The sequence below is a fragment of the Mucilaginibacter pineti genome (genome assembly GCF_900101875.1).
GTDB lineage: Bacteria > Bacteroidota > Bacteroidia > Sphingobacteriales > Sphingobacteriaceae > Mucilaginibacter > Mucilaginibacter pineti.
In genome coordinates this window covers 265,583-282,588 of the sequence record NZ_FNAI01000003.1, presented here as the reverse complement: position 1 = coordinate 282,588, position 17,006 = coordinate 265,583, and the positions used below count along the sequence as shown (strand labels likewise).

At 44.9% G+C, this 17,006-nt stretch carries 24 protein-coding genes; 16 read left to right on the top strand and 8 right to left on the bottom strand.

Annotated elements, in window-relative coordinates; genetic code table 11:
* The first annotated feature begins 43 nt into the window (after positions 1-43).
* From BLS59_RS09410 to BLS59_RS31190, 7 genes are read left to right on the top strand one after another with little or no spacing between them, the layout of a single operon-like run.
* Positions 44-1,249 carry a zinc-dependent alcohol dehydrogenase gene (locus BLS59_RS09410; RefSeq protein ID WP_091148227.1) on the top strand — a complete coding sequence of 402 codons (1,206 nt, stop codon included), beginning with the start codon at positions 44-46 and terminating at the stop codon, positions 1,247-1,249.
* A 3-nt stretch (positions 1,250-1,252) separates the two neighbouring features.
* A complete protein-coding gene (locus BLS59_RS09405) occupies positions 1,253-2,095 on the top strand; it encodes an SDR family oxidoreductase (RefSeq protein ID WP_091148225.1) in 843 nt (280 codons plus the stop codon).
* Between the two features lie 24 nt (positions 2,096-2,119).
* A complete protein-coding gene (locus tag BLS59_RS09400) occupies positions 2,120-2,929 on the top strand; it encodes an SDR family NAD(P)-dependent oxidoreductase (protein ID WP_091148776.1) in 810 nt (269 codons plus the stop codon).
* Positions 2,930-2,939: 10 nt separating this feature from the next.
* Positions 2,940-3,116, top strand: coding sequence for a DUF6496 domain-containing protein (locus BLS59_RS31560; protein WP_162842596.1), 177 nt, complete (start codon positions 2,940-2,942; stop codon positions 3,114-3,116).
* 1 nt (position 3,117) lies between these two features.
* Positions 3,118-4,119, top strand: coding sequence for an SDR family oxidoreductase (locus BLS59_RS09395; RefSeq protein WP_091148224.1), 1,002 nt, complete (start codon positions 3,118-3,120; stop codon positions 4,117-4,119).
* Between the two features lies 1 nt (position 4,120).
* Positions 4,121-4,618, top strand: coding sequence for a DUF4142 domain-containing protein (locus BLS59_RS09390; protein WP_091148223.1), 498 nt, complete (start codon positions 4,121-4,123; stop codon positions 4,616-4,618).
* A 6-nt stretch (positions 4,619-4,624) separates the two neighbouring features.
* Positions 4,625-4,792 carry a DUF3606 domain-containing protein gene (locus tag BLS59_RS31190; protein ID WP_143014084.1) on the top strand — a complete coding sequence of 56 codons (168 nt, stop codon included), beginning with the start codon at positions 4,625-4,627 and terminating at the stop codon, positions 4,790-4,792.
* A 160-nt stretch (positions 4,793-4,952) separates the two neighbouring features.
* Here BLS59_RS31190 and BLS59_RS09385 read toward each other — a convergent pair whose 3' ends face one another.
* Together BLS59_RS09385 and BLS59_RS09380 are read right to left on the bottom strand one after the other, a co-directional pair.
* Entirely contained in the window at positions 4,953-5,771 is an 819-nt protein-coding gene (locus BLS59_RS09385; RefSeq protein WP_091148221.1) for a competence protein CoiA, read from the bottom strand.
* Positions 5,772-5,885: 114 nt separating this feature from the next.
* A complete protein-coding gene (locus BLS59_RS09380) occupies positions 5,886-6,128 on the bottom strand; it encodes a hypothetical protein (protein ID WP_091148219.1) in 243 nt (80 codons plus the stop codon).
* Between the two features lie 60 nt (positions 6,129-6,188).
* On the opposite strand from BLS59_RS09380, the gene BLS59_RS09375 reads away from it, so the two are divergent.
* Positions 6,189-6,380 (top strand): DUF2188 domain-containing protein, encoded by a 192-nt coding sequence (locus tag BLS59_RS09375; protein ID WP_091148216.1) that lies wholly within the window; start codon positions 6,189-6,191, stop codon positions 6,378-6,380.
* On the top strand, positions 6,373-6,789 hold the full coding sequence (locus tag BLS59_RS09370; RefSeq protein WP_091148214.1) for a DUF1810 domain-containing protein: 417 nt from the start codon (positions 6,373-6,375) through the stop codon (positions 6,787-6,789). The genes BLS59_RS09375 and BLS59_RS09370 overlap by 8 nt, the downstream gene beginning before the upstream one ends.
* A gap of 33 nt (positions 6,790-6,822) precedes the next feature.
* On the opposite strand, the gene BLS59_RS09365 is transcribed toward BLS59_RS09370, so the two are convergent.
* Positions 6,823-7,629 carry a hypothetical protein gene (locus tag BLS59_RS09365; protein WP_091148213.1) on the bottom strand — a complete coding sequence of 269 codons (807 nt, stop codon included), beginning with the start codon at positions 7,627-7,629 and terminating at the stop codon, positions 6,823-6,825.
* A 308-nt stretch (positions 7,630-7,937) separates the two neighbouring features.
* Here BLS59_RS09365 and BLS59_RS09360 point away from each other — a divergent pair, with 308 nt between their 5' ends.
* Genes BLS59_RS09360 through BLS59_RS31985 form a run of 3 tightly spaced genes read left to right on the top strand, consistent with a single transcriptional unit; the run spans position 7,938 to position 9,428 of the window.
* Entirely contained in the window at positions 7,938-8,549 is a 612-nt protein-coding gene (locus BLS59_RS09360) for a TetR/AcrR family transcriptional regulator (protein WP_091148212.1), read from the top strand.
* Positions 8,550-8,585: 36 nt separating this feature from the next.
* A complete protein-coding gene (locus BLS59_RS31990) occupies positions 8,586-9,056 on the top strand; it encodes a sialate O-acetylesterase (RefSeq protein WP_205411226.1) in 471 nt (156 codons plus the stop codon).
* A complete protein-coding gene (locus tag BLS59_RS31985) occupies positions 9,057-9,428 on the top strand; it encodes a sialate O-acetylesterase (protein WP_205411225.1) in 372 nt (123 codons plus the stop codon).
* A gap of 46 nt (positions 9,429-9,474) precedes the next feature.
* On the opposite strand, the gene BLS59_RS09350 is transcribed toward BLS59_RS31985, so the two are convergent.
* The 5 genes from BLS59_RS09350 to BLS59_RS09330 all read right to left on the bottom strand — a co-directional run bounded on the left by BLS59_RS09350 (position 9,475) and on the right by BLS59_RS09330 (position 14,138).
* Complete coding sequence (locus BLS59_RS09350) at positions 9,475-10,311, bottom strand: helix-turn-helix domain-containing protein (protein WP_240315200.1); 837 nt, start codon at positions 10,309-10,311, stop codon at positions 9,475-9,477.
* A 170-nt stretch (positions 10,312-10,481) separates the two neighbouring features.
* The gene (locus BLS59_RS09345; RefSeq protein ID WP_091148211.1) at positions 10,482-11,747 is read right to left on the bottom strand and encodes an ABC transporter substrate-binding protein; all 1,266 of its coding nucleotides are present in this window, start codon (positions 11,745-11,747) and stop codon (positions 10,482-10,484) included.
* A 170-nt stretch (positions 11,748-11,917) separates the two neighbouring features.
* Positions 11,918-13,372, bottom strand: a complete 1,455-nt coding sequence (locus tag BLS59_RS09340; RefSeq protein ID WP_091148210.1) for a sensor histidine kinase — start codon at positions 13,370-13,372, stop codon at positions 11,918-11,920.
* Between the two features lie 91 nt (positions 13,373-13,463).
* On the bottom strand, positions 13,464-13,718 hold the full coding sequence (locus tag BLS59_RS09335) for a hypothetical protein (RefSeq protein ID WP_091148207.1): 255 nt from the start codon (positions 13,716-13,718) through the stop codon (positions 13,464-13,466).
* Between the two features lie 120 nt (positions 13,719-13,838).
* Positions 13,839-14,138, bottom strand: coding sequence for a hypothetical protein (locus BLS59_RS09330; protein ID WP_091148205.1), 300 nt, complete (start codon positions 14,136-14,138; stop codon positions 13,839-13,841).
* Positions 14,139-14,500: 362 nt separating this feature from the next.
* Between BLS59_RS09330 and BLS59_RS09325 the strand changes: the two genes are divergently transcribed.
* From BLS59_RS09325 to BLS59_RS09310, 4 genes are all read left to right on the top strand, one after another.
* Entirely contained in the window at positions 14,501-15,097 is a 597-nt protein-coding gene (locus BLS59_RS09325; RefSeq protein WP_091148201.1) for a Crp/Fnr family transcriptional regulator, read from the top strand.
* Between the two features lie 91 nt (positions 15,098-15,188).
* A complete protein-coding gene (locus BLS59_RS09320) occupies positions 15,189-15,587 on the top strand; it encodes a YybH family protein (protein WP_091148199.1) in 399 nt (132 codons plus the stop codon).
* Positions 15,588-15,614: 27 nt separating this feature from the next.
* Entirely contained in the window at positions 15,615-16,499 is an 885-nt protein-coding gene (locus BLS59_RS09315) for an NAD(P)H-binding protein (protein ID WP_091148196.1), read from the top strand.
* A gap of 27 nt (positions 16,500-16,526) precedes the next feature.
* Complete coding sequence (locus tag BLS59_RS09310) at positions 16,527-16,979, top strand: DUF6640 family protein (protein WP_091148193.1); 453 nt, start codon at positions 16,527-16,529, stop codon at positions 16,977-16,979.
* Positions 16,980-17,006 lie beyond the last annotated feature (27 nt).

The following is a 17,006-nucleotide window of genomic DNA, read 5'->3' as shown; positions in this document are numbered from 1 at the left end:
TTGTTTAAAAAATATTAAAACGATAATAAATTAACTCCTACTTATGAAAGCAGCAGTATTTCACAAACCCGGCGACATTCGTTACGATACCGTCGAAGACCCGCGTATCGAACAGGATACCGATGTTATACTTAGGGTCACCTCCACCGCGATCTGCGGATCCGACCTGCATATTTTAAGCGGCGGCGTACCGCAGCCCAAGCCGATGGTCATGGGCCATGAGTTCATGGGTATCGTCGAAGAGGTCGGCAAAGGCGTGACCCAACTTAAAAAAGGCGACCGTGTCGTTGTGCCTTTTCCTATTTCCTGCGGGCACTGTTTCTTCTGCCAACACGATGCTTCGCCAGCTTGTGAGCATTCTAATTATAAACATTATGGCCCCAATGGTGATATGCTGGACCAAAAAGGCGCTGCGTTGTTCGGTTATACCGACCTCTATGGCGGTTATTCGGGCGGGCAGGCCGAATATGTACGGGTGCCTTATGCGGATATCAGCCCGCGTGTCGTACCGGAAAACATGAGCGACGAACAAGTACTGTTTTTAACGGATATCTTTCCTACCGGCTGGTCGGCGATTGACTGGGCCCAGCTAAAAGGTGGCGAAGTGGTCGCTATTTTTGGTTCCGGGCCGGTGGGTCTCATGGCACAGAAAGCCGCCTGGATCAATGGCGCCAGCCGTGTGATCGCCATCGATCCGCTCAATTATCGTTTGGAAAAAGCCAAAGCAGTCAATAAAGTAGAGACCCTGAACCCGCATGAAGTGGATGTCGTGGAAGCTATCCGCGCAATGACTGGCGGCCGCGGGGCTGATGTCTGCGTGGATGCGGTAGGATTTGAACCCGAGCGCGACCTGTTAGATAAGGCCAAAGCTCTGTTCAATTTCGAGGTAGGCAGCATGAAGGTACTGGACATGGCTTTCAAAGCCGTGCGTCGGATGGGTACCGTCTCCATCATGGGTGTTTACGGTTCAACCTACGATAACTTCCCCTTGCACCGCGTCTTTGATAAAGGGATAACCCTCAAAATGGGCCAGGCGCCGGTACTGAATTATATCGATCACCTCATCGATCTGGTGAAAACAGAAAAGGTAGTATTGGATGATATTATTACGCATACCCTGCCGCTCAGCGAGGTCACCCACGGTTATGAGATTTTTGATAAAAAAGAAGAAGACTGTGTGAAAGTGGTACTCAAACCCTGGGAACAGCGCAAGGAAACAAATGAAGAACCGGTAAAAATCGACAACTAACAAATGAAAGTACCAGCGAAACAAAACAAGCAACCGGGCATCGAGGCCAAAATGGATCCGGCACCGGAGTATATCAAGCCAGCCTATATCGGCGCTAACAAACTGCAGGATAAGGTCGCTCTGGTAACGGGCGGTGATAGCGGGATCGGCCGCGCGGTCAGCGTTCATTTCGCCCGCGAAGGAGCGGATGTCGCTATCGTTTATTTTAACGAGGATGTGGACGCAAAAGAAACCCAGCGACTGGTCGAGGCTGAAGGTCGCAAATGTCTGCTTTTGAAGGGCGATGTCAAGAAAAGCGCCTTTTGTAAAAAAGCGGTAGCACAAACCGTAAGCAAACTGGGCAAACTCAACATCCTGGTTAACAATGCAGGCATCCAGGTGCCGCAGAAAGATCCGAAGGCGATCGATGAAAAGCAACTGGACGATACTTTCCGCACCAATATCTTTGCCTATTTCCATTTCGCCAATGAAGCGCTGAAATACCTGACGGAAGGCGACTGTATCATCAATACCACTTCGGTCACCGCTTACAGGTCATCGCCTAACCTGATCGATTATTCATCGACCAAAGGAGCGATCACTTCCTTTACGCGCTCATTGGCAACCAATTTAACGGTGAAAGGAATTCGTGTCAATGCGGTTGCGCCTGGCCCGGTCTGGACGCCATTGATCGTAGCGACCTTTGACGAGGAAAAAATTAAAAGTTTCGGGAGCGAAACCGCCATGAAACGCGCCGGTCAGCCATCGGAACTGGCCCCGGCCTATGTATTCCTGGCCTCAGATGATGCCTCATTCATTACCGGGCAAGTGATCCATGTCAACGGCGGCGAAGTAGTTAACGGATAAATGAAAACCTCAAATAGAACACCTATGGAAAATCAACAAAAAACAGCTTTGATCACCGGCGGGACCAGCGGGATCGGCAAAGAACTGGCGAAGCTTTTCGCCCGGGACAACTATAATTTAATTATTGTGGCGCGCGACCAGGCAGAACTGGATGACACAGCTAATGAATTACGCGCTACCGGTATCCAGGTAACGACCATCGCCAAAGACCTTTCCGATATGGACCAGGCCAAGGCCCTGTGCCATGAAGTTACCCAGCGTGTAGACGTGCTCGTCAATGATGCCGGCATGGGCGTGTATGGCCTGTTCAAAGACAATGAACTGGAACGTGAGCTGGGCATCATCCACCTGAACATTTGCGCTACCGTGATCCTGACCAAACATTTTGTTAAACAAATGGCCGGACGCGGCGAAGGTAAGGTATTGAATCTTGGTTCGGTAGCCGGTAAACTGCCGGGACCATGGCAGGCCGTTTATCATGCGACCAAGGCTTTCGTACTATCCTTCACCACAGCTATCCGCGAGGAGATGAAAGATTCGGGTATCACCTTTACCGCCCTAATGCCCGGCGCAACGGATACCGATTTCTTTAACAAGGCAGGTATGCAGGATAGTAAGATCGTGCAGGATAAAGCAGCCCTGGCTGATCCGGCTGATGTCGCCAAAGACGGCTATGAGGCTTTAATGGCCGGCGACGACCGGGTGATCTCCGGCTTTAAGAATAAAGTACAGGTAGATATGAGCAACCTCATGCCGGACAGCGCGGTCGCCCATACCATGTACGAACAGCAAAAACCGGTAGAGCAGGAACAGCAGCAAAACGATCATCAATAAACTAAATATTATGGCCAAATATTCAACAAAAGCCCAGGACAAGGTCCACAGGGCTCTACACGAAGAAAAAGAAGGCACGCTGAAAAGCGGCAGCGGTAAAAAAGTAACCAGTAAAAAACAGGCGATCGCTATCGGGCTTTCCGAAGCCCGCAAGGAAGGCGCTAAGGCACCTAAAAAGAAAGACTGATATGGAAGACAATAAAATGAGCCGGCGCCAGGTCGTCGCCGGCCTTGGAACAACGATGGCGGCACTCGTGGTATCGCCCGTATTAGGAGGAACAAAAATGGAAACCAATTTAGAGGGGGCGGCTAAGATCAGCGACCCGACCAAGCTTTATCCCAAACCGCCTTTTAAAAGCCAGCCGCAGCCCTGGCCCGGGCTTCAGAGCAAGATGGACCCGGTCCCCGATTGCGGAGAGACCAGCTATAGGGGTTCGGGGCGTTTAACCGGCCGCAAAGCACTGATCACCGGCGGTGACTCGGGCATGGGAAGAGCAGCCGCCATCGCCTATGCCCGCGAAGGCGCGGACGTGGCGATCAACTATTACCCGACCGAAGAACCCGATGCGCAGGAAGTGATCGCATTGATCAGGAAAGAAGGCCGCAAGGCCATCGCCATTCCCGGCGACCTGCGCAGTGAGGACTTCTGCAAAACTTTGGTGCAAAAAGCCGTCAGCGGTTTGGGCGGCCTGGATATCATCGTCAACAATGCCGGCCGACAGCAATCGGTGGTTTCCATCGCTGATCTGACCACCGAGGAATTCGACGCCACGATGAAGACCAATATTTATGCGCCGTTCTGGATCATCAAAGCTGCGCTGCCGCATTTGCCCGCCGGTTCGGCCATCATCGGTACGACCTCCGAGCAGGCGTATGACCCATCGCCCGACCTGTACGCTTACGCGCAAACTAAGGCGGCAACGATGAATTACGTCAAATCGCTGGCCAAGCAGTTAGGACCGAAAGGCATCCGCGTCAACGGGGTAGCGCCGGGCCCGATATGGACGGCACTCCAGATCAGCGGCGGCGCGCAACCGGAAAAGCAACAAATGTTCGGTAGCTGGACCATGCTGGCCAGGCCGGGGCAGCCCGCAGAATTAGCCTCTATTTATGTACAATTAGCCGCAGCTGATGCCAGTTTTGCCACCGGGCAGATCTATGGTTCATCCGGCGGTGTAGGAATGCCATAAGATGAAAAAGACCATTGCAATTTTACTGCTGTGCCTGTGCAGGTTCGCCCAGGCACAGATCCCGCAACCCGACCCGGATACCACTGCGAAACATTTCCTCATCGTGGCCAGCATTAAAAACCTGCAGGAAATCAGCGCCGGTGAACAAGCGATACAAAGAGCAAAAAAACCTGAGATCAAATCATTTGGCCAGATGATGATCAAAGACCACCGCGGGGCGGAACAGCAATTATTGACGCTGACCAAACTTCAGCATATCGATCTACCACCCCAGGCCACGGGCGGTATCAAACCTGATTTATTGCTTGCCGGTACGCCGAACTTTGATTCGGCTTATGTACACGCCATGTCCGCCGGCCATGGCAATACCGTGCAAATGTTCGAGAACTACGCCACTACCGGCAAAGACCCGGCGGTCAAAGCCTGGGCGCAGCAAATGCTGCCATCCCTCAAAATGCATTTGGAACGCATTAAAATCATTGAAAAACAATTAAAATAAAAATTCATGACAACTAGAGGAAGCAAAGTGGAACGCCGCTCCGTATCGGAACAGCCCCATGAACTCAAATACGAAGCGAAAAAAACAGGCACCACCACCGCTAAAGTGGAAGCAGCCAAAAAATCGACCGGCAGTAACCAGCGCAGCGCGGTTGAAAAAAAACTCAATAAATAAATCCTAAGCCCCGAAAGGGGCTTTACTTCATGATGATGGCAACAATCAATATCCTCAAGCGCGACACCGTACCGGGCACTTTAGGGAAAAGGTGGGATAGAATTAGTAATATTCATGCAGTTCCTTTGATATGAATTACTCTTAACGGTTAATATTTATATTAATCCTTGCTATCATTATTCGATGTTCTCTCAAAAACTTCATTGACGGCATATTTTGCAATGAAATCTCTCTTTTTTATACACTGAAGATATATTAATGATGTGCCTACCTGTGGTCTTTTCCTGATCCAGTATAAAGTATCTTCTCCAAAATCTAAGAAGACCGGTGCTTCGCTATTTAACCAGGACCGATGCTTATATGACCAATTGAACAACCAGTATGTTTCCGCACCGCTTTCCTGACAATCCGCAATGGCCTTCAGTTGTTCAGTGTTAAGACCTTTACTATAAACTAATGGACCATGTTGAAGATCGTCTTTCACAAAGTATTGAGGAGAACTTGCCAATCCCTCATAGGAAACCGAAAAATTGAAGGGATCCATTATTGAAGAACGCGGGTTGGGTATTGCTGCGTTCAATCTGATATTATTTTTGAAACTTTGCGCGTTTATCACCCATATCAGCTTTTTGTAAAAGTTGTTTCGGCTGAGCAGCTCACCAGTTGATAAGTGAGAATGTTGAAACTCGATGGTGATACCTTCGGGAGTCTGTATGTCTGCCCGGTGAAACTCGCCGGTGATCTCGTTCCTGAATATTTTTTCACGCCACTCTTTTGGAAAATTATCCTGCCAATCCAGGTGCCATTGCGTCATCGGCTCCCACCAGCGATCGCAATCCATATGTTTCAAATGGGCCCAATGATGAATCTTTATAAAGCCGCACTTAGCCGTAACCGGATTGCCACATCCCGGGCAATAGCCTTTCAGGCCTGTCTCAGGCACCCTAATTTCCCCATTTACATTAGCATAACGAATCATATTAAATTCAGATCAAAGGTTCAGATCAATCTGGGAGAAAACTGGATTCAGCTCATTCGCTGTATTTACACCGTCTGATTTCTTTATTTGCACTCGCTTTTCTCCGTCCGGAAATTAACGCATATTAAAACGGATATGCGCCAGATAAGGCCCCAGGCCAAGTGTGCCCTCGAAAGCCCGCCAGCGCAGGATCTTATTGGCCAAAGGGTCATAATACAATTCACCATAAAAGCTGCCAACATTATACATTTGTACCGTCAAACCGTTCTCTTCCCGGTCAGCCAGGAAATCTCCTTGTAAGATATAGACCGGCTTCTCCGCTTCGTCCAGCGCCTGATATTCGTCAATGGTCAGCATACCCAAATTTACACAACAAAAGCCGTCGATCGTTTGTTAAATTACAAAAAAGGAGGAATTATGCCCTGGCACAACGGCGACTACCCGCCATCCTATAAAAACCAACCAAAAAAAATAAGAGATAAGGCGACTGAGATTGCGAATGAAGTTTTAAAGACCACCGGTAACGAAGGAGAGGCCATCGCTACCGGGTTGAAGCAGGCACGCGCGCATTTCGGGAACCTCGAAAAGAAAAAGGCAAAGGATGAGTAATAAAACCTTACAGCGTTTTCTTGAAGCACAATCACGTGATTATGCTTTCGCTTTAACCGAAATTAAAGCCGGTCAAAAACGCAGCCATTGGATGTGGTACATCTTTCCCCAGATCGCAGGCCTGGGCTACAGCGAAATGTCTAAGCGCTTTGCCCTGAAAGACTTGCCCGAAGCCAGTGCTTATCTGGCGCATCCTGTTCTGGGCAAAAGGCTGACTGAGATCTCAGCCGTATTGCTAAGCCTGAAATCAAACAATGCTACCCAGGTTATGGGCAGTCCGGACGATATGAAACTTCGTTCGTCGATGACCTTATTTTCTTTGGTGCCTGGCGCTGAGCCCGTTTTTGAGGCTGTGCTCAAAAAATATTTTGACGGCAATAAGGATCAGGCAACTTTGCAGCTGGTCTGATCCAGGGATTATCTTTCAATTTCGCTAATCGTATCAAAAGATGGTTTTGATGATTTTTTCAGTACCGGACAGCAGATCGTCAATTTCCGACATGGTTGGTGCTTTTTTGTTATTCTTTACGCAAAGGTCGCGCAGATCGATCAAATACTGGATTTGACGGCCGATCCCAAAATCATAAATTTCTGCCTTTTGCAAAACCTCATTATAATCTTTTAGTGCTGGGCTCTTTTTGGAGAATTTAAGATTGTATTTAAGTCTGAGTGTTTCAAAATGCTGTTGCAGGATAGCACCGCAAATGCCACCGGCAGATCGCGCAAGACCGTTCTTTGCAAGTTCACCCGCAGTATCGAGCATCTTATCCAGTAATTCTGCCTGTAGGATCTCGGTTATCTCAACTATCGTGCTTTGTAAGCGTACAGAAACTGAATCCAGGATGTTCAGCTGTTGCTGGACAAGCGGCACCGCATCCGCAGGCCCCGCAACGACTTTTTTATCAAACCCTGCAGTCACTATCGTATCTCTGAGGAAATCCTCGATTGTATAATTGTCTTTTTTTACCTCTTTACGGGTTTTTGGTATCTCATAGAGACTTATAAAATCATTCAGCCGTAATGGTAAAAAACGTTTGATAACGATCTGGCTTTCTGAGTACCAGGCCTGATAAGCATTTTTGAAAACCGGCAATGTTTGCCTGAAGGCTTCAAAATCCTTCTTCAGATTTTCTTTAAAATGCGCCTCTAACTGTTCGGGATAAACCTCGACCTGAATAGCATTAACGAGATTAACGCCTTCATTGTGAAGCCTTTTTATATCATTTGATAGTTGTTCGGTTCTGTTCATCAAAAGCTAAATTAGGTACACGGAGTGGTAACATCAACCTATTTTGCATTTTCAAAATTTGCTACCTGTTAATCAGCGGGATAATTTTAAAAGCCATGTAAAAATGAACCCGGGACCAGAATTAAAACTAGATACAAAGGGGAATAAAAAGATAATAAGCATCAATGAAGCCCGGATTTATTCTCCGCAAATTTGCGGAGGATAAAATAGCTATTCCCCGCATTAGCAATATCTGCCTGACGTAGGTTGGTCAAAATACAAGCTGAATATAATTAAATGATTATTCATTTAATTATATTTGCTTCGTTATGAGAAGGCGTGATATTTTAAAAGAAGAATTAGTAAAGCAGAAAGCCATAGAAACCATTGTTGAACATGGGCTGGAAGGCTTTACCATTAGTAAATTGGCTAAAGCATGTGGTATTTCTGTAGGCACTCCATATGTCTACTATAAAGACAAAGACGATTTAGTAACGAAAATAGTCCTGGAGGAAGCCGAACGGATGGAGAAGGTTGTAAATAAGGATTTTGCCGCTGAATTATCGCTGGAGGATGGCCTCCGGATCCAATGGCAGAACCGGTTCACTTTTATGATGAATAACTCCCTTTCGGTACGTTTTCTGGATCAGGTCAGCCAGTCGTCTTATCATGCCAAATTCTCTGAAATGTTCCTGAATGAAAACGGAACTTTTTTGCGACAGTTAAAGTCAAATGTAGAGGGCTTTATCAGAAACGCTGTTGGACGCGGTGAACTTGACGATATGCCATTTTCAGTTTTTTGGTCGATCGCTTATTCTCCCTTGTATTCGCTGATCCGTTTTCATCAGCAAGGTTATGGCCTGGATGGTGCCCCTTTTGCCATAGAGGAAAAATTATTATGGCTGGCCTTTGATAAAATGATTAAAGGTCTTAAAAATTAACAACCCGTATAATTATCTTATTAAATTAAAAGCGAAATGCTGCATTCTTTTTTAATGGTGGGCCAATCAAATATGGCCGGCCGTGGAATTTTAACAGAGGCGAAACCTATTATCGATGAGCAAATAAAGGTACTCGTCAACGGACGCTGGCAAACGATGTGGGAGCCAATCAACAATGACCGGCCGACTGCCGGTATCGGACTTGCAGCCTCCTTCGCAGGCAGCTGGCGGTTAAAAAACAAAGACATACAGATCGGCTTAATTCCCTGTGCAGAAGGCGGCAGCAGCCTTGACGATTGGGCAGTTGGTGGTGAACTTTTCGACCATGCGGTTTTTCAGGCAAAAATGGCCATGAGAACAAGTGAGCTAAAGGCAATTCTCTGGCACCAGGGTGAAAATGACAGTTTTCAGGGACTTTCAAAAACGTATGTTAGTAAACTGAGCGTAATTACTGATGCTTTTATCAGTGAGCTTGGCTGTCCTGAACTACTCTTTATTGCAGGCTGATTGGGAGATTTTCTGAGCAGCGGTAAATATGGAAAATACTTTACCGAATATACTGCTGTCAATCTAGCTTTACAGAAAATTACTAAAGCTCAGGCCAATTCTTATTTCGTTACCGCATCTGGGCTAAATAGCAATCAGGACGGCCTTCATTTTGACGCTATGTCCCTTCGGAAATTCGGGATCCGGTACTTTGAGGCGTATCACTCAAAGAGAAATATCTTGGAACCGTTAGATTTTGAAGATGATCTGTTGCGTAATATCTATGATCGGCCACTGACTAAAATAGAACAAACAATGGTTTTAGAGATCCGGTTTGCGAAAGGCGAAATCTCGGCCGCAGAGCTGCAAAATCAGTTAGCACAAATAAATTGAGTAATGGAGCTGGTACCTAATAAGGTTAGCATGTAGTATAGCCGACTTATAATTTATCCAGAGGAATTTGCGAGGGCGCGAAACCAAACATTTTTTTAAATGCATAGGAAAAATGAGATAAGTCCTGGAACCCGACTTCCAGGTATACCTCAGAAGCGTGGGCACCTTTCTCCTTAATCAGATAAAATGCTTCGCTAAGCCTTTTTTGTTGCAGCCACTTCCTGGGATTGGCCGCGAAAATTTTCTCAAAATCCCTTTGAAAAGTGGAAAGACTTCTCCCTGTAAGATACGCAAACCGCTCAAGCGAAACATTAAATCGGAAATTCCGGTTCATAAAAGCCTCAAGATCTATTTTACCCGGTTCAGTAAAATCAAACAGAACATCCATTAAATAGGGGCTAGTTTCAAGTAGCACGACGATAAGCTCTTTTAGCTTAAGCTCTTTCAATATCTTATTGCTTGGTTTATTCAGCTCGTCGTAAGGCTTCAGTGAGTCAATAATGCCGGACAATAATGGATTGGATGGCAGGGAAAATACACGTTCATTATTGGATCGTTTTGCGCATTTGTAACCATATTCAAGACTTAGGTTCCTCAGGGTATTTTGATCCAGGAAAACTGATATGTTGGAATACTCACCGTCTGGCGGAGGAATTTTATTAAATTTGATCAGTGTATTTCTTCTGGTCAGCCTGAAGCTACCTTCATCAAATGTGTATTGATTATCGCCGTCATTATAAACTAACTTTCCGGAAATCTGATAGCTGAAAACGTGCTCAGGAATAAATTGTTCCCCTTCCCTAATGCAGGTTGAATAACAGGAATAGGTAATTTGACTGAAAGTTGTATGCCTCTGGTTATTCATAAAAAGTTGATTCAGCATGACTGCTTAAGCTCAGCAGCCTCAAAGGCACCGTGCAATTCTTCATAAGTTAAACAATTAATAACGGTATGCGGCATTAAAGCTGAACCGGCGTTGTTGAAGTGGATGACCACTTCGCATCCGTGGGTTTCACTACGTACCTGGTCAATATTCATAATGCATACCATTTACTACTTCCAAATAGCACAGCCGGATGCGGATTTGCTGATCCAGGCCGTTTCATTTGTAAAAGCTTTAACCAAGTTATAGTAATCCCACGGACTTTTAGATTCCAATGGCGTTTTTACCCGTAATAAATACATGTCGTGTATCATTCTGCCATCTCCCCGGATATGCCCATTGGCCGTGTATATATCGCTAATGCGGGTGCGCTTCAATTGTCTGATAACTTTTTCTGCATCATCTGAGCCGATAGCTTTTACTGCTTTTAGGTATTGCAATGCTGCGGAATAATCTGCTGCATGCAATGAAGATGGCATTCTTTTGAACTGATCATAGAAACGCTTTGACCATGCGCGGGATTGGTCGTCCCTGCTCCAGTACCAGCTGTCTGTAATCAACATGCCCTGAGCTGCCGCAAGCCCGAGATCATGTAGTTCAGTGATAAAAACAAATGTCCCGGCAATCTTTAACCGCTTATGAAGGCCCAGCCTGTTGATCGCTTGAACAGCTTCCACAAATTCAGAATGGCCATTGGCCAGGATAATCGTACTGGCTTTACTATTTTGTGCCTTTTTGATAAAGGGAGTAAAGTCTTTTTCATCATGAGCATGGGTTGCACTTCCAAGAATTTTTCCACCCGATTGGATGATTGCCTGCTGCGCATATTTGCCTAACTGCAAACCAAATGGATAGTCAGCTGTCAGTAGGAAAAAAGTGTGGTTATTACCTGAAGCGGCACCCTTTCCTGTTACCCAGCCTTGCGAATAGGTGTCGTAAGCATAATGAATACTGTAGGCTGAGCATTGTTCGTTAGTGTGAACCGTTGTCCCAGAGCCAACAGCGATAAATGGTTTTTTGGCTTGCTTTGCCACTTCGGCAAGCGCAAGTCCAACATCTGAATTTACGCCTCCTATTAATACATCCAGCTTTCTTTTACCAAACCAAGCTCTTGCAGTATCCACGGCGGCTTTAACATCATTATGATGATCGGAAACAAGTACTTCAATGGCGGCGCCATTCACCTTTTTGCCGAGATCATTTACGGCCATTCGTATCATTGCCGCGCCTGCCGGCCCGTCCACTTCAGCATAAGGCCCGGAGAGATCTGTTATAAAGCCTATGCGAATGACATGATCAGATATCTGTGCAGACAATGGATTCCAGCTTAACGAGCAAATGACCAGGATAGCTATTTTCAGAATTGAGCTCCGGTATGAATTAATTGACCGGCCGGCCCTGGTAAATTCGGTACCGGCAATTTTTCTGTTTTTCATAATTACATATTTAGTATGAGCAAAATTAAATTATCTTTAATAGTTGCGCTTTGGTAAAAATGTCATTATCACTTTGTTACATAGGTCAATCAGTAATAATTAGCCGTAGCCCCATTCCACCGATACCTTCAATACTTTGTACCTGTAACCCATTTAAGAGCCGTGACTATTCAGTCCACCTCTTTAGCAGGTAAGACAAACCAAAAAGTGCTGCCGTTGCCCGGTTCGCTTTCCGCCCATATCTTTCCACCGTGCCCGGTTATGATCTCGTAACAGAGGTATAGCCCGATACCCAGGCCAGAAACGTTAGGGTTATTGTCGTCAATGCGGTAATACCTTGAAAAAATATCTTGTAATTTTTCAGGGACGATCCCTACGCCAAAATCCTTGACCCCAACTTTAATACCTTCGTTTTGTTCGCTAAGAAAAACGATGATCTGTTTGCTGTCCGGCGAATAGCGAATCGCGTTGTTTAACAAATTAACAAGGACCTGTTCGATCCGATGTGCGTCCCCTTTCAGCATAGCAGCGGTAACTGAAGTTTCCAGGTTCAGTTCATGACCCGGGTTGGCATGTGCGATCAGGTCGATTACATTATCGATTACTTCCCTGATATTTAAATCCGCTTCCTGAAATTTCATTTTGCCCGCCTCGATTTTGGAAACATCCAGCAGATCATTGACCAGACCAGTCAGGTGCGCCACCTGCTGTCGTGATTTTTGCACAAAACCTTTAGTTTTCTCGTCAGTGACACGTTGCGCCAGGATCTGTAAGTAGCCGCCAATACTCGTCAGCGGCGTTTTCAGTTCATGGCTGGCCAATGCAATAAACTCGTCCTTTTTGGCATTCAGGTCCCGCAACTGTCGGTACAGCTCCTGCTGAGCGCTGACATCTCGCGCGATTTTGGAAGCGCCGATAATTTTACCGGTTTCATCAATAATAGGTGAAACTGATAGAGAGATCGGAATCATTCCCCCTTGTTTGTGCCGTCTGACCGTTTGAAAATGATCTACTTTATTTCCTTTTTTTATTTCTCCAATAATATAAGCTTCCTCATCAATCCGTTCCTCCGGAATGATCAGCGAAATATGTTTGCCGATAGCTTCCTGTTCGCTATAACCAAACATCCTGACTGCTGCTTTATTCCAGCTAGTGATAAAACCATCAAGCGTTTTGCTTAGGATCGTATCGTCCGAAGTATCTACAATAGCAGCCAGTCTGGCCTGCTTTTCATCAGCTTGCAGCCGCAGGCCAATGTCGCGTGCGATTTTTGAAGCCCCGATAATCTTTCCTTTACGATCGCGGATCGGCGACACGGTCAGCGAAATCATCACCGAACCGCCTTTTTTATCCCGGCGGATAGTTTCAAAATGATCGACCTTTTCACCATTCGCAACTTTTCCAATAATAAACTTTTCTTCGTCCAGTCGATCATCGGGAATGATTAAGCTAATATGCCGGCCGACCGCTTCCGCTTCCGTATAGCCGAACAGCCTTTCTGCAGCGGGATTCCAACTTGTAATCATTCCGTCAAGGGTCTTGCTGATGATCGCGTCATCTGAGGACGCGACTATGGCGGCCAGGATAGCCTGCTTTTCTTCAAGTAATAAAACCTCATCATTCATATTGCAAGTAAACTAATAATATTCCTAATTGTTGTAAGAAGTTATCCAGTCGTCATCCCGATCATAGATATCGGCAGTGCAGCATTTGAACCTATAAGCTGGAAACGTCCTCTTTTTCCCGGCCGGGTAGTGGTTGGAGGTAATGCAGGAGCCCGTTCCCACTCAGGTATTTAACAAGGTCGCCAAGCCAGTTGTAGTTGAACCCGTCTTTAGAAATCAATTGTTTGGGCGTTAAAACAAGAATATCTTTAAGGGTTTTGAAGCCCATTCTCTCACAACCGTTGATAAACTCTTTCCCGACACCCAGTTCATTAACTGGCTTGTTAATAACCTCTTTGATTTCCATTCGGCTCAATTTAAATTAAAGATAGACATTTGTTTAATCTGTAAATAACCAAAGCTTCGACTATCTGTGGTTAAGTGTAAATACAGACCGTATTATATTAGTGAATAAAATCGCCGTCACTTATAACAGGCGATTGATGTCTTTAGCAAGATCCTTCAAATGGACATTTATTTGTTGCTGGATCTCCGGGTGATTCAACAATTCAGATTTACTATCATATTGCGCTTTCAGCATCAAGGAGACGTCAATCATTCCCCATATATTTAATTTCCCGCTGGTACTTTTTGTTTTGACCACAAAATCTATCGTGATCACATTAGGATCCATAAGGGTTGTTGTACCTATATAATCGTAGACTAATTCTTTGTTTTGGGTTAATGCGTCGATAATCAGCCGCATTATTTTTTGCCTTCTGTCCATACCTCGAAGATATTAAGATTTTCTTTTTCCCTTAAACCAAGGTGTAGAAAACGGACATAATTATCAAACAAGACTTGGTGTGTAACTTTAATACTACCGTCTCATAATTCTGTATAATGATATTAGTTTTGCTGAATACGTGACGTTTGGGTAATTCAAACGTCTGCCGTACACGACTATTACTTATATTACTTTTCATGCCGCCGGAATCTACGGATTAACAGGTAATTCAACATTTTTTGAGAAGGTACTGGTATTGGATTTTAAACACGGGCAGATCGGGATCGTTAAGAAATGAAACATGATTTACAATAGGATGATATACAAATGATTTACTTTGTAATTACCGATAATATCGTCCCATGCCAATAGAACAACTCATCGCATATTTTGTAAAATATATCCCGCTTAAGGATATTGAAAAGAATGAGTTGAAGAACCGGGTAATTGAGAAGCGGATCAAACGCCGTCAATTTATCCTGCAGGAAAATGACGTTTGCAAATACTACACCTTTGTTGTTTCCGGCTGTTTTAAAATGTATGGCGTTGATGATAAAGGAGCAGAACATAATATCCAGTTTGCCGCCGAAAATGATTGGATCGCCGATATCGGCAGTTTTCATTCCGGCAAAGCAAGCCGACTTTATATTGAAGCGATAGAGCCATCGGTCATCCTGCAGATCGATCAAACAAACCTTGTCTATCTTTATCACAATCACCCTAAGTTCGATAGGATTTTCAGGGTAATTGCCGAAAATAAATTCATAGAACTGCAAAACAGGGTATTGTTAAATATAAGCTCGACGGCCGACGAACGTTATCAAACTTTTCTGAATCAATACCCAAACCTGGCCAACCGGCTGCCCGATACCCAAATCGCATCATACATTGGCATCACACCTGAATTTTTGAGTAAGGTCCGCCGTATCAGGGCTAAAAAGCAATTACCCTTAACTTAGGTTAAGCTTATTTCTTAACCTTGTTTATGGGCTGTTTCTTTCCACAGTCAGTTCCTTTGCATTGCACTTAACAATAAGTGTACAATGACAAATGGATACACAATCAGAACAAACCGCAATAGAAAAACTGATTTTTTCTTTCAGCGATGCTTTTAATGCCGCAGATATTTCAAAAACAGTGGCATCATTTACTCCCGATGGCATCAATATGCCCAATACAGCCCCAGCTGCCAAGGGAACAGAACAGTTAACTACAGCTTTTGGATTGCTTTTCGGCTCTGCCCAAATCAACATTAAATATGTTATTGATGAGATCAGTGTAATCGGCGAACATGCCTTTGCAAGGACAAATTCAACAGTAAATACCCTTATTAAAGCTACCGGCGACAAGCTCCTGTTAGAAAACAAGGAACTGTTTCTACTCCGCAAACAGGATGGAGAATGGAAGATCTCCCATTACATTTTCAATAATACCAAAACCACCAGGTAATCATTTACACATTATAAAAAACGACATATGAAAATTATAATCACAGGTTCTACAGGAAATATCAGTAAACCACTTACCTCCCTGCTGGTTGAGGAAGGTCATGATGTAAGCGTCATTACCAGTAATGAGAATAAAGCTGCCGAGATCGAAGAACTCGGGGCAAGCCCGCTAATAGGTTCCGTTGAGGGTGCAGATTTTATAAAAAATGCATTTCAGGGGGCGGATGCAGTCTATACCATGATCCCGCCAAACATGACTTCGGCCAACTGGAAAGAATATATTTACGGAGTGGGAAATAATTATGCGCAGGCTGCCAAAGCTGCCGGCGTAAAAAAGGTGGTTAACTTAAGTGCCGTGGGTGCAGATGTGCCGAAGGGAGGAGGCCTTACCAGCCTTTACTATTACGTGGAGCAGGAATTAAATAAACTGGAGGATGTAGCCGTTGTTCATTTAAGGCCCGGTTCTTTCTATTTCAACTTTTTTGGCAATATAGATATGATAAAACATATGGGTATCATTGGTAATAATTACAACGCTGATGTGTTGCCGCTGACCCATCCGCTGGATATCTCGCAGGCGGCTTTTGAAGAATTGTCAGCACTAAATTTCAATGGTAAACGCGTGCGCTACGTAGTGAGCGATGAGCTTTCGACCAAGGAAATTGCGGAAGTGCTGGGCGAGGCAATTGGCAAACCTGACCTGCAATGGGTAAAATTCAAAGACGAGGATGCATTGCATGGGATGATCCAGACGGGTCTTACACCGGATGTAGCCGAGATTTTGGTGGAAATGGGCCAGGGTGTTGAAAGTGGCATCGGCCTAGCTGAATATTTGCAAAACAAACCAACGTTTAGCGTCCATAAATTCAAAGATTTCGCGAAGGTATTTGCGGCGGCGTACGCAAACAGTTAGGGCGATCCCCGTTTAAAAACTAATCATATGAAAGAGAATTTCAAATTACGTGTAGCTGCTATCATGATTACTTTAGTGGCTATAGTGACCCTTATTGGCCCATATGCTGCCGATTGGAACCGCACACATATCTATAACCCGAGGTGGCCGCCGCATGCCAAGTTTCATAACGGTCAAACCATGCTGTTGGGGACGTTTTTAGCCCTGGGTGCATTGTGGTACACATGGAAAACTGTAGGAGATTTAACGCTCAAAACAATCAATTTAAACGTTGCTATCTTCTTGGCGTTTGGTTATTATTTAACACAGTCTACGGCTATTTTCTTTCCGGGCGCTGGATTTACCGACCCTGAATTTGGCCCGATCTGGAGATTTATTGGCATACCCGGTCAATTAAATATAGATATACCGATGTTTGTTTTACTGGCAGTTACTTATTACCTGGTCAATATCAAAAAGGAAAAAATGTTGAATACATAAGGTAATTGTCAAAGCGTGATAAAGAAA

Bases quoted from the DNA above. Each gene is read 5' to 3' on its own strand.
- BLS59_RS09370 (WP_091148214.1), top strand. From the start codon at position 6,373: ATGAGTAATAAAACCTTACAGCGTTTTCTTGAAGCACAATCACGTGAT.
- BLS59_RS09310 (WP_091148193.1), top strand. From the start codon at position 16,527: ATGAAAGAGAATTTCAAATTACGTGTAGCTGCTATCATGATTACTTTA.
- BLS59_RS09365 (WP_091148213.1), bottom strand. From the start codon at position 7,629: ATGAACAGAACCGAACAACTATCAAATGATATAAAAAGGCTTCACAAT.
- BLS59_RS09360 (WP_091148212.1), top strand. From the start codon at position 7,938: ATGAGAAGGCGTGATATTTTAAAAGAAGAATTAGTAAAGCAGAAAGCC.
- BLS59_RS09390 (WP_091148223.1), top strand. From the start codon at position 4,121: ATGAAAAAGACCATTGCAATTTTACTGCTGTGCCTGTGCAGGTTCGCC.
- BLS59_RS09345 (WP_091148211.1), bottom strand. From the start codon at position 11,747: ATGAAAAACAGAAAAATTGCCGGTACCGAATTTACCAGGGCCGGCCGG.
- BLS59_RS09375 (WP_091148216.1), top strand. From the start codon at position 6,189: ATGCCCTGGCACAACGGCGACTACCCGCCATCCTATAAAAACCAACCA.
- BLS59_RS31990 (WP_205411226.1), top strand. From the start codon at position 8,586: ATGCTGCATTCTTTTTTAATGGTGGGCCAATCAAATATGGCCGGCCGT.
- BLS59_RS09380 (WP_091148219.1), bottom strand. From the start codon at position 6,128: ATGCTGACCATTGACGAATATCAGGCGCTGGACGAAGCGGAGAAGCCG.
- BLS59_RS09395 (WP_091148224.1), top strand. From the start codon at position 3,118: ATGGAAGACAATAAAATGAGCCGGCGCCAGGTCGTCGCCGGCCTTGGA.
- BLS59_RS09335 (WP_091148207.1), bottom strand. From the start codon at position 13,718: ATGGAAATCAAAGAGGTTATTAACAAGCCAGTTAATGAACTGGGTGTC.
- BLS59_RS09400 (WP_091148776.1), top strand. From the start codon at position 2,120: ATGGAAAATCAACAAAAAACAGCTTTGATCACCGGCGGGACCAGCGGG.
- BLS59_RS09350 (WP_240315200.1), bottom strand. From the start codon at position 10,311: ATGCTGAATCAACTTTTTATGAATAACCAGAGGCATACAACTTTCAGT.
- BLS59_RS09385 (WP_091148221.1), bottom strand. From the start codon at position 5,771: ATGATTCGTTATGCTAATGTAAATGGGGAAATTAGGGTGCCTGAGACA.
- BLS59_RS09325 (WP_091148201.1), top strand. From the start codon at position 14,501: ATGCCAATAGAACAACTCATCGCATATTTTGTAAAATATATCCCGCTT.
- BLS59_RS09315 (WP_091148196.1), top strand. From the start codon at position 15,615: ATGAAAATTATAATCACAGGTTCTACAGGAAATATCAGTAAACCACTT.
- BLS59_RS31560 (WP_162842596.1), top strand. From the start codon at position 2,940: ATGGCCAAATATTCAACAAAAGCCCAGGACAAGGTCCACAGGGCTCTA.
- BLS59_RS09405 (WP_091148225.1), top strand. From the start codon at position 1,253: ATGAAAGTACCAGCGAAACAAAACAAGCAACCGGGCATCGAGGCCAAA.
- BLS59_RS09340 (WP_091148210.1), bottom strand. From the start codon at position 13,372: ATGAATGATGAGGTTTTATTACTTGAAGAAAAGCAGGCTATCCTGGCC.
- BLS59_RS09320 (WP_091148199.1), top strand. From the start codon at position 15,189: ATGGATACACAATCAGAACAAACCGCAATAGAAAAACTGATTTTTTCT.
- BLS59_RS09330 (WP_091148205.1), bottom strand. From the start codon at position 14,138: ATGGACAGAAGGCAAAAAATAATGCGGCTGATTATCGACGCATTAACC.
- BLS59_RS09410 (WP_091148227.1), top strand. From the start codon at position 44: ATGAAAGCAGCAGTATTTCACAAACCCGGCGACATTCGTTACGATACC.
- BLS59_RS31190 (WP_143014084.1), top strand. From the start codon at position 4,625: ATGACAACTAGAGGAAGCAAAGTGGAACGCCGCTCCGTATCGGAACAG.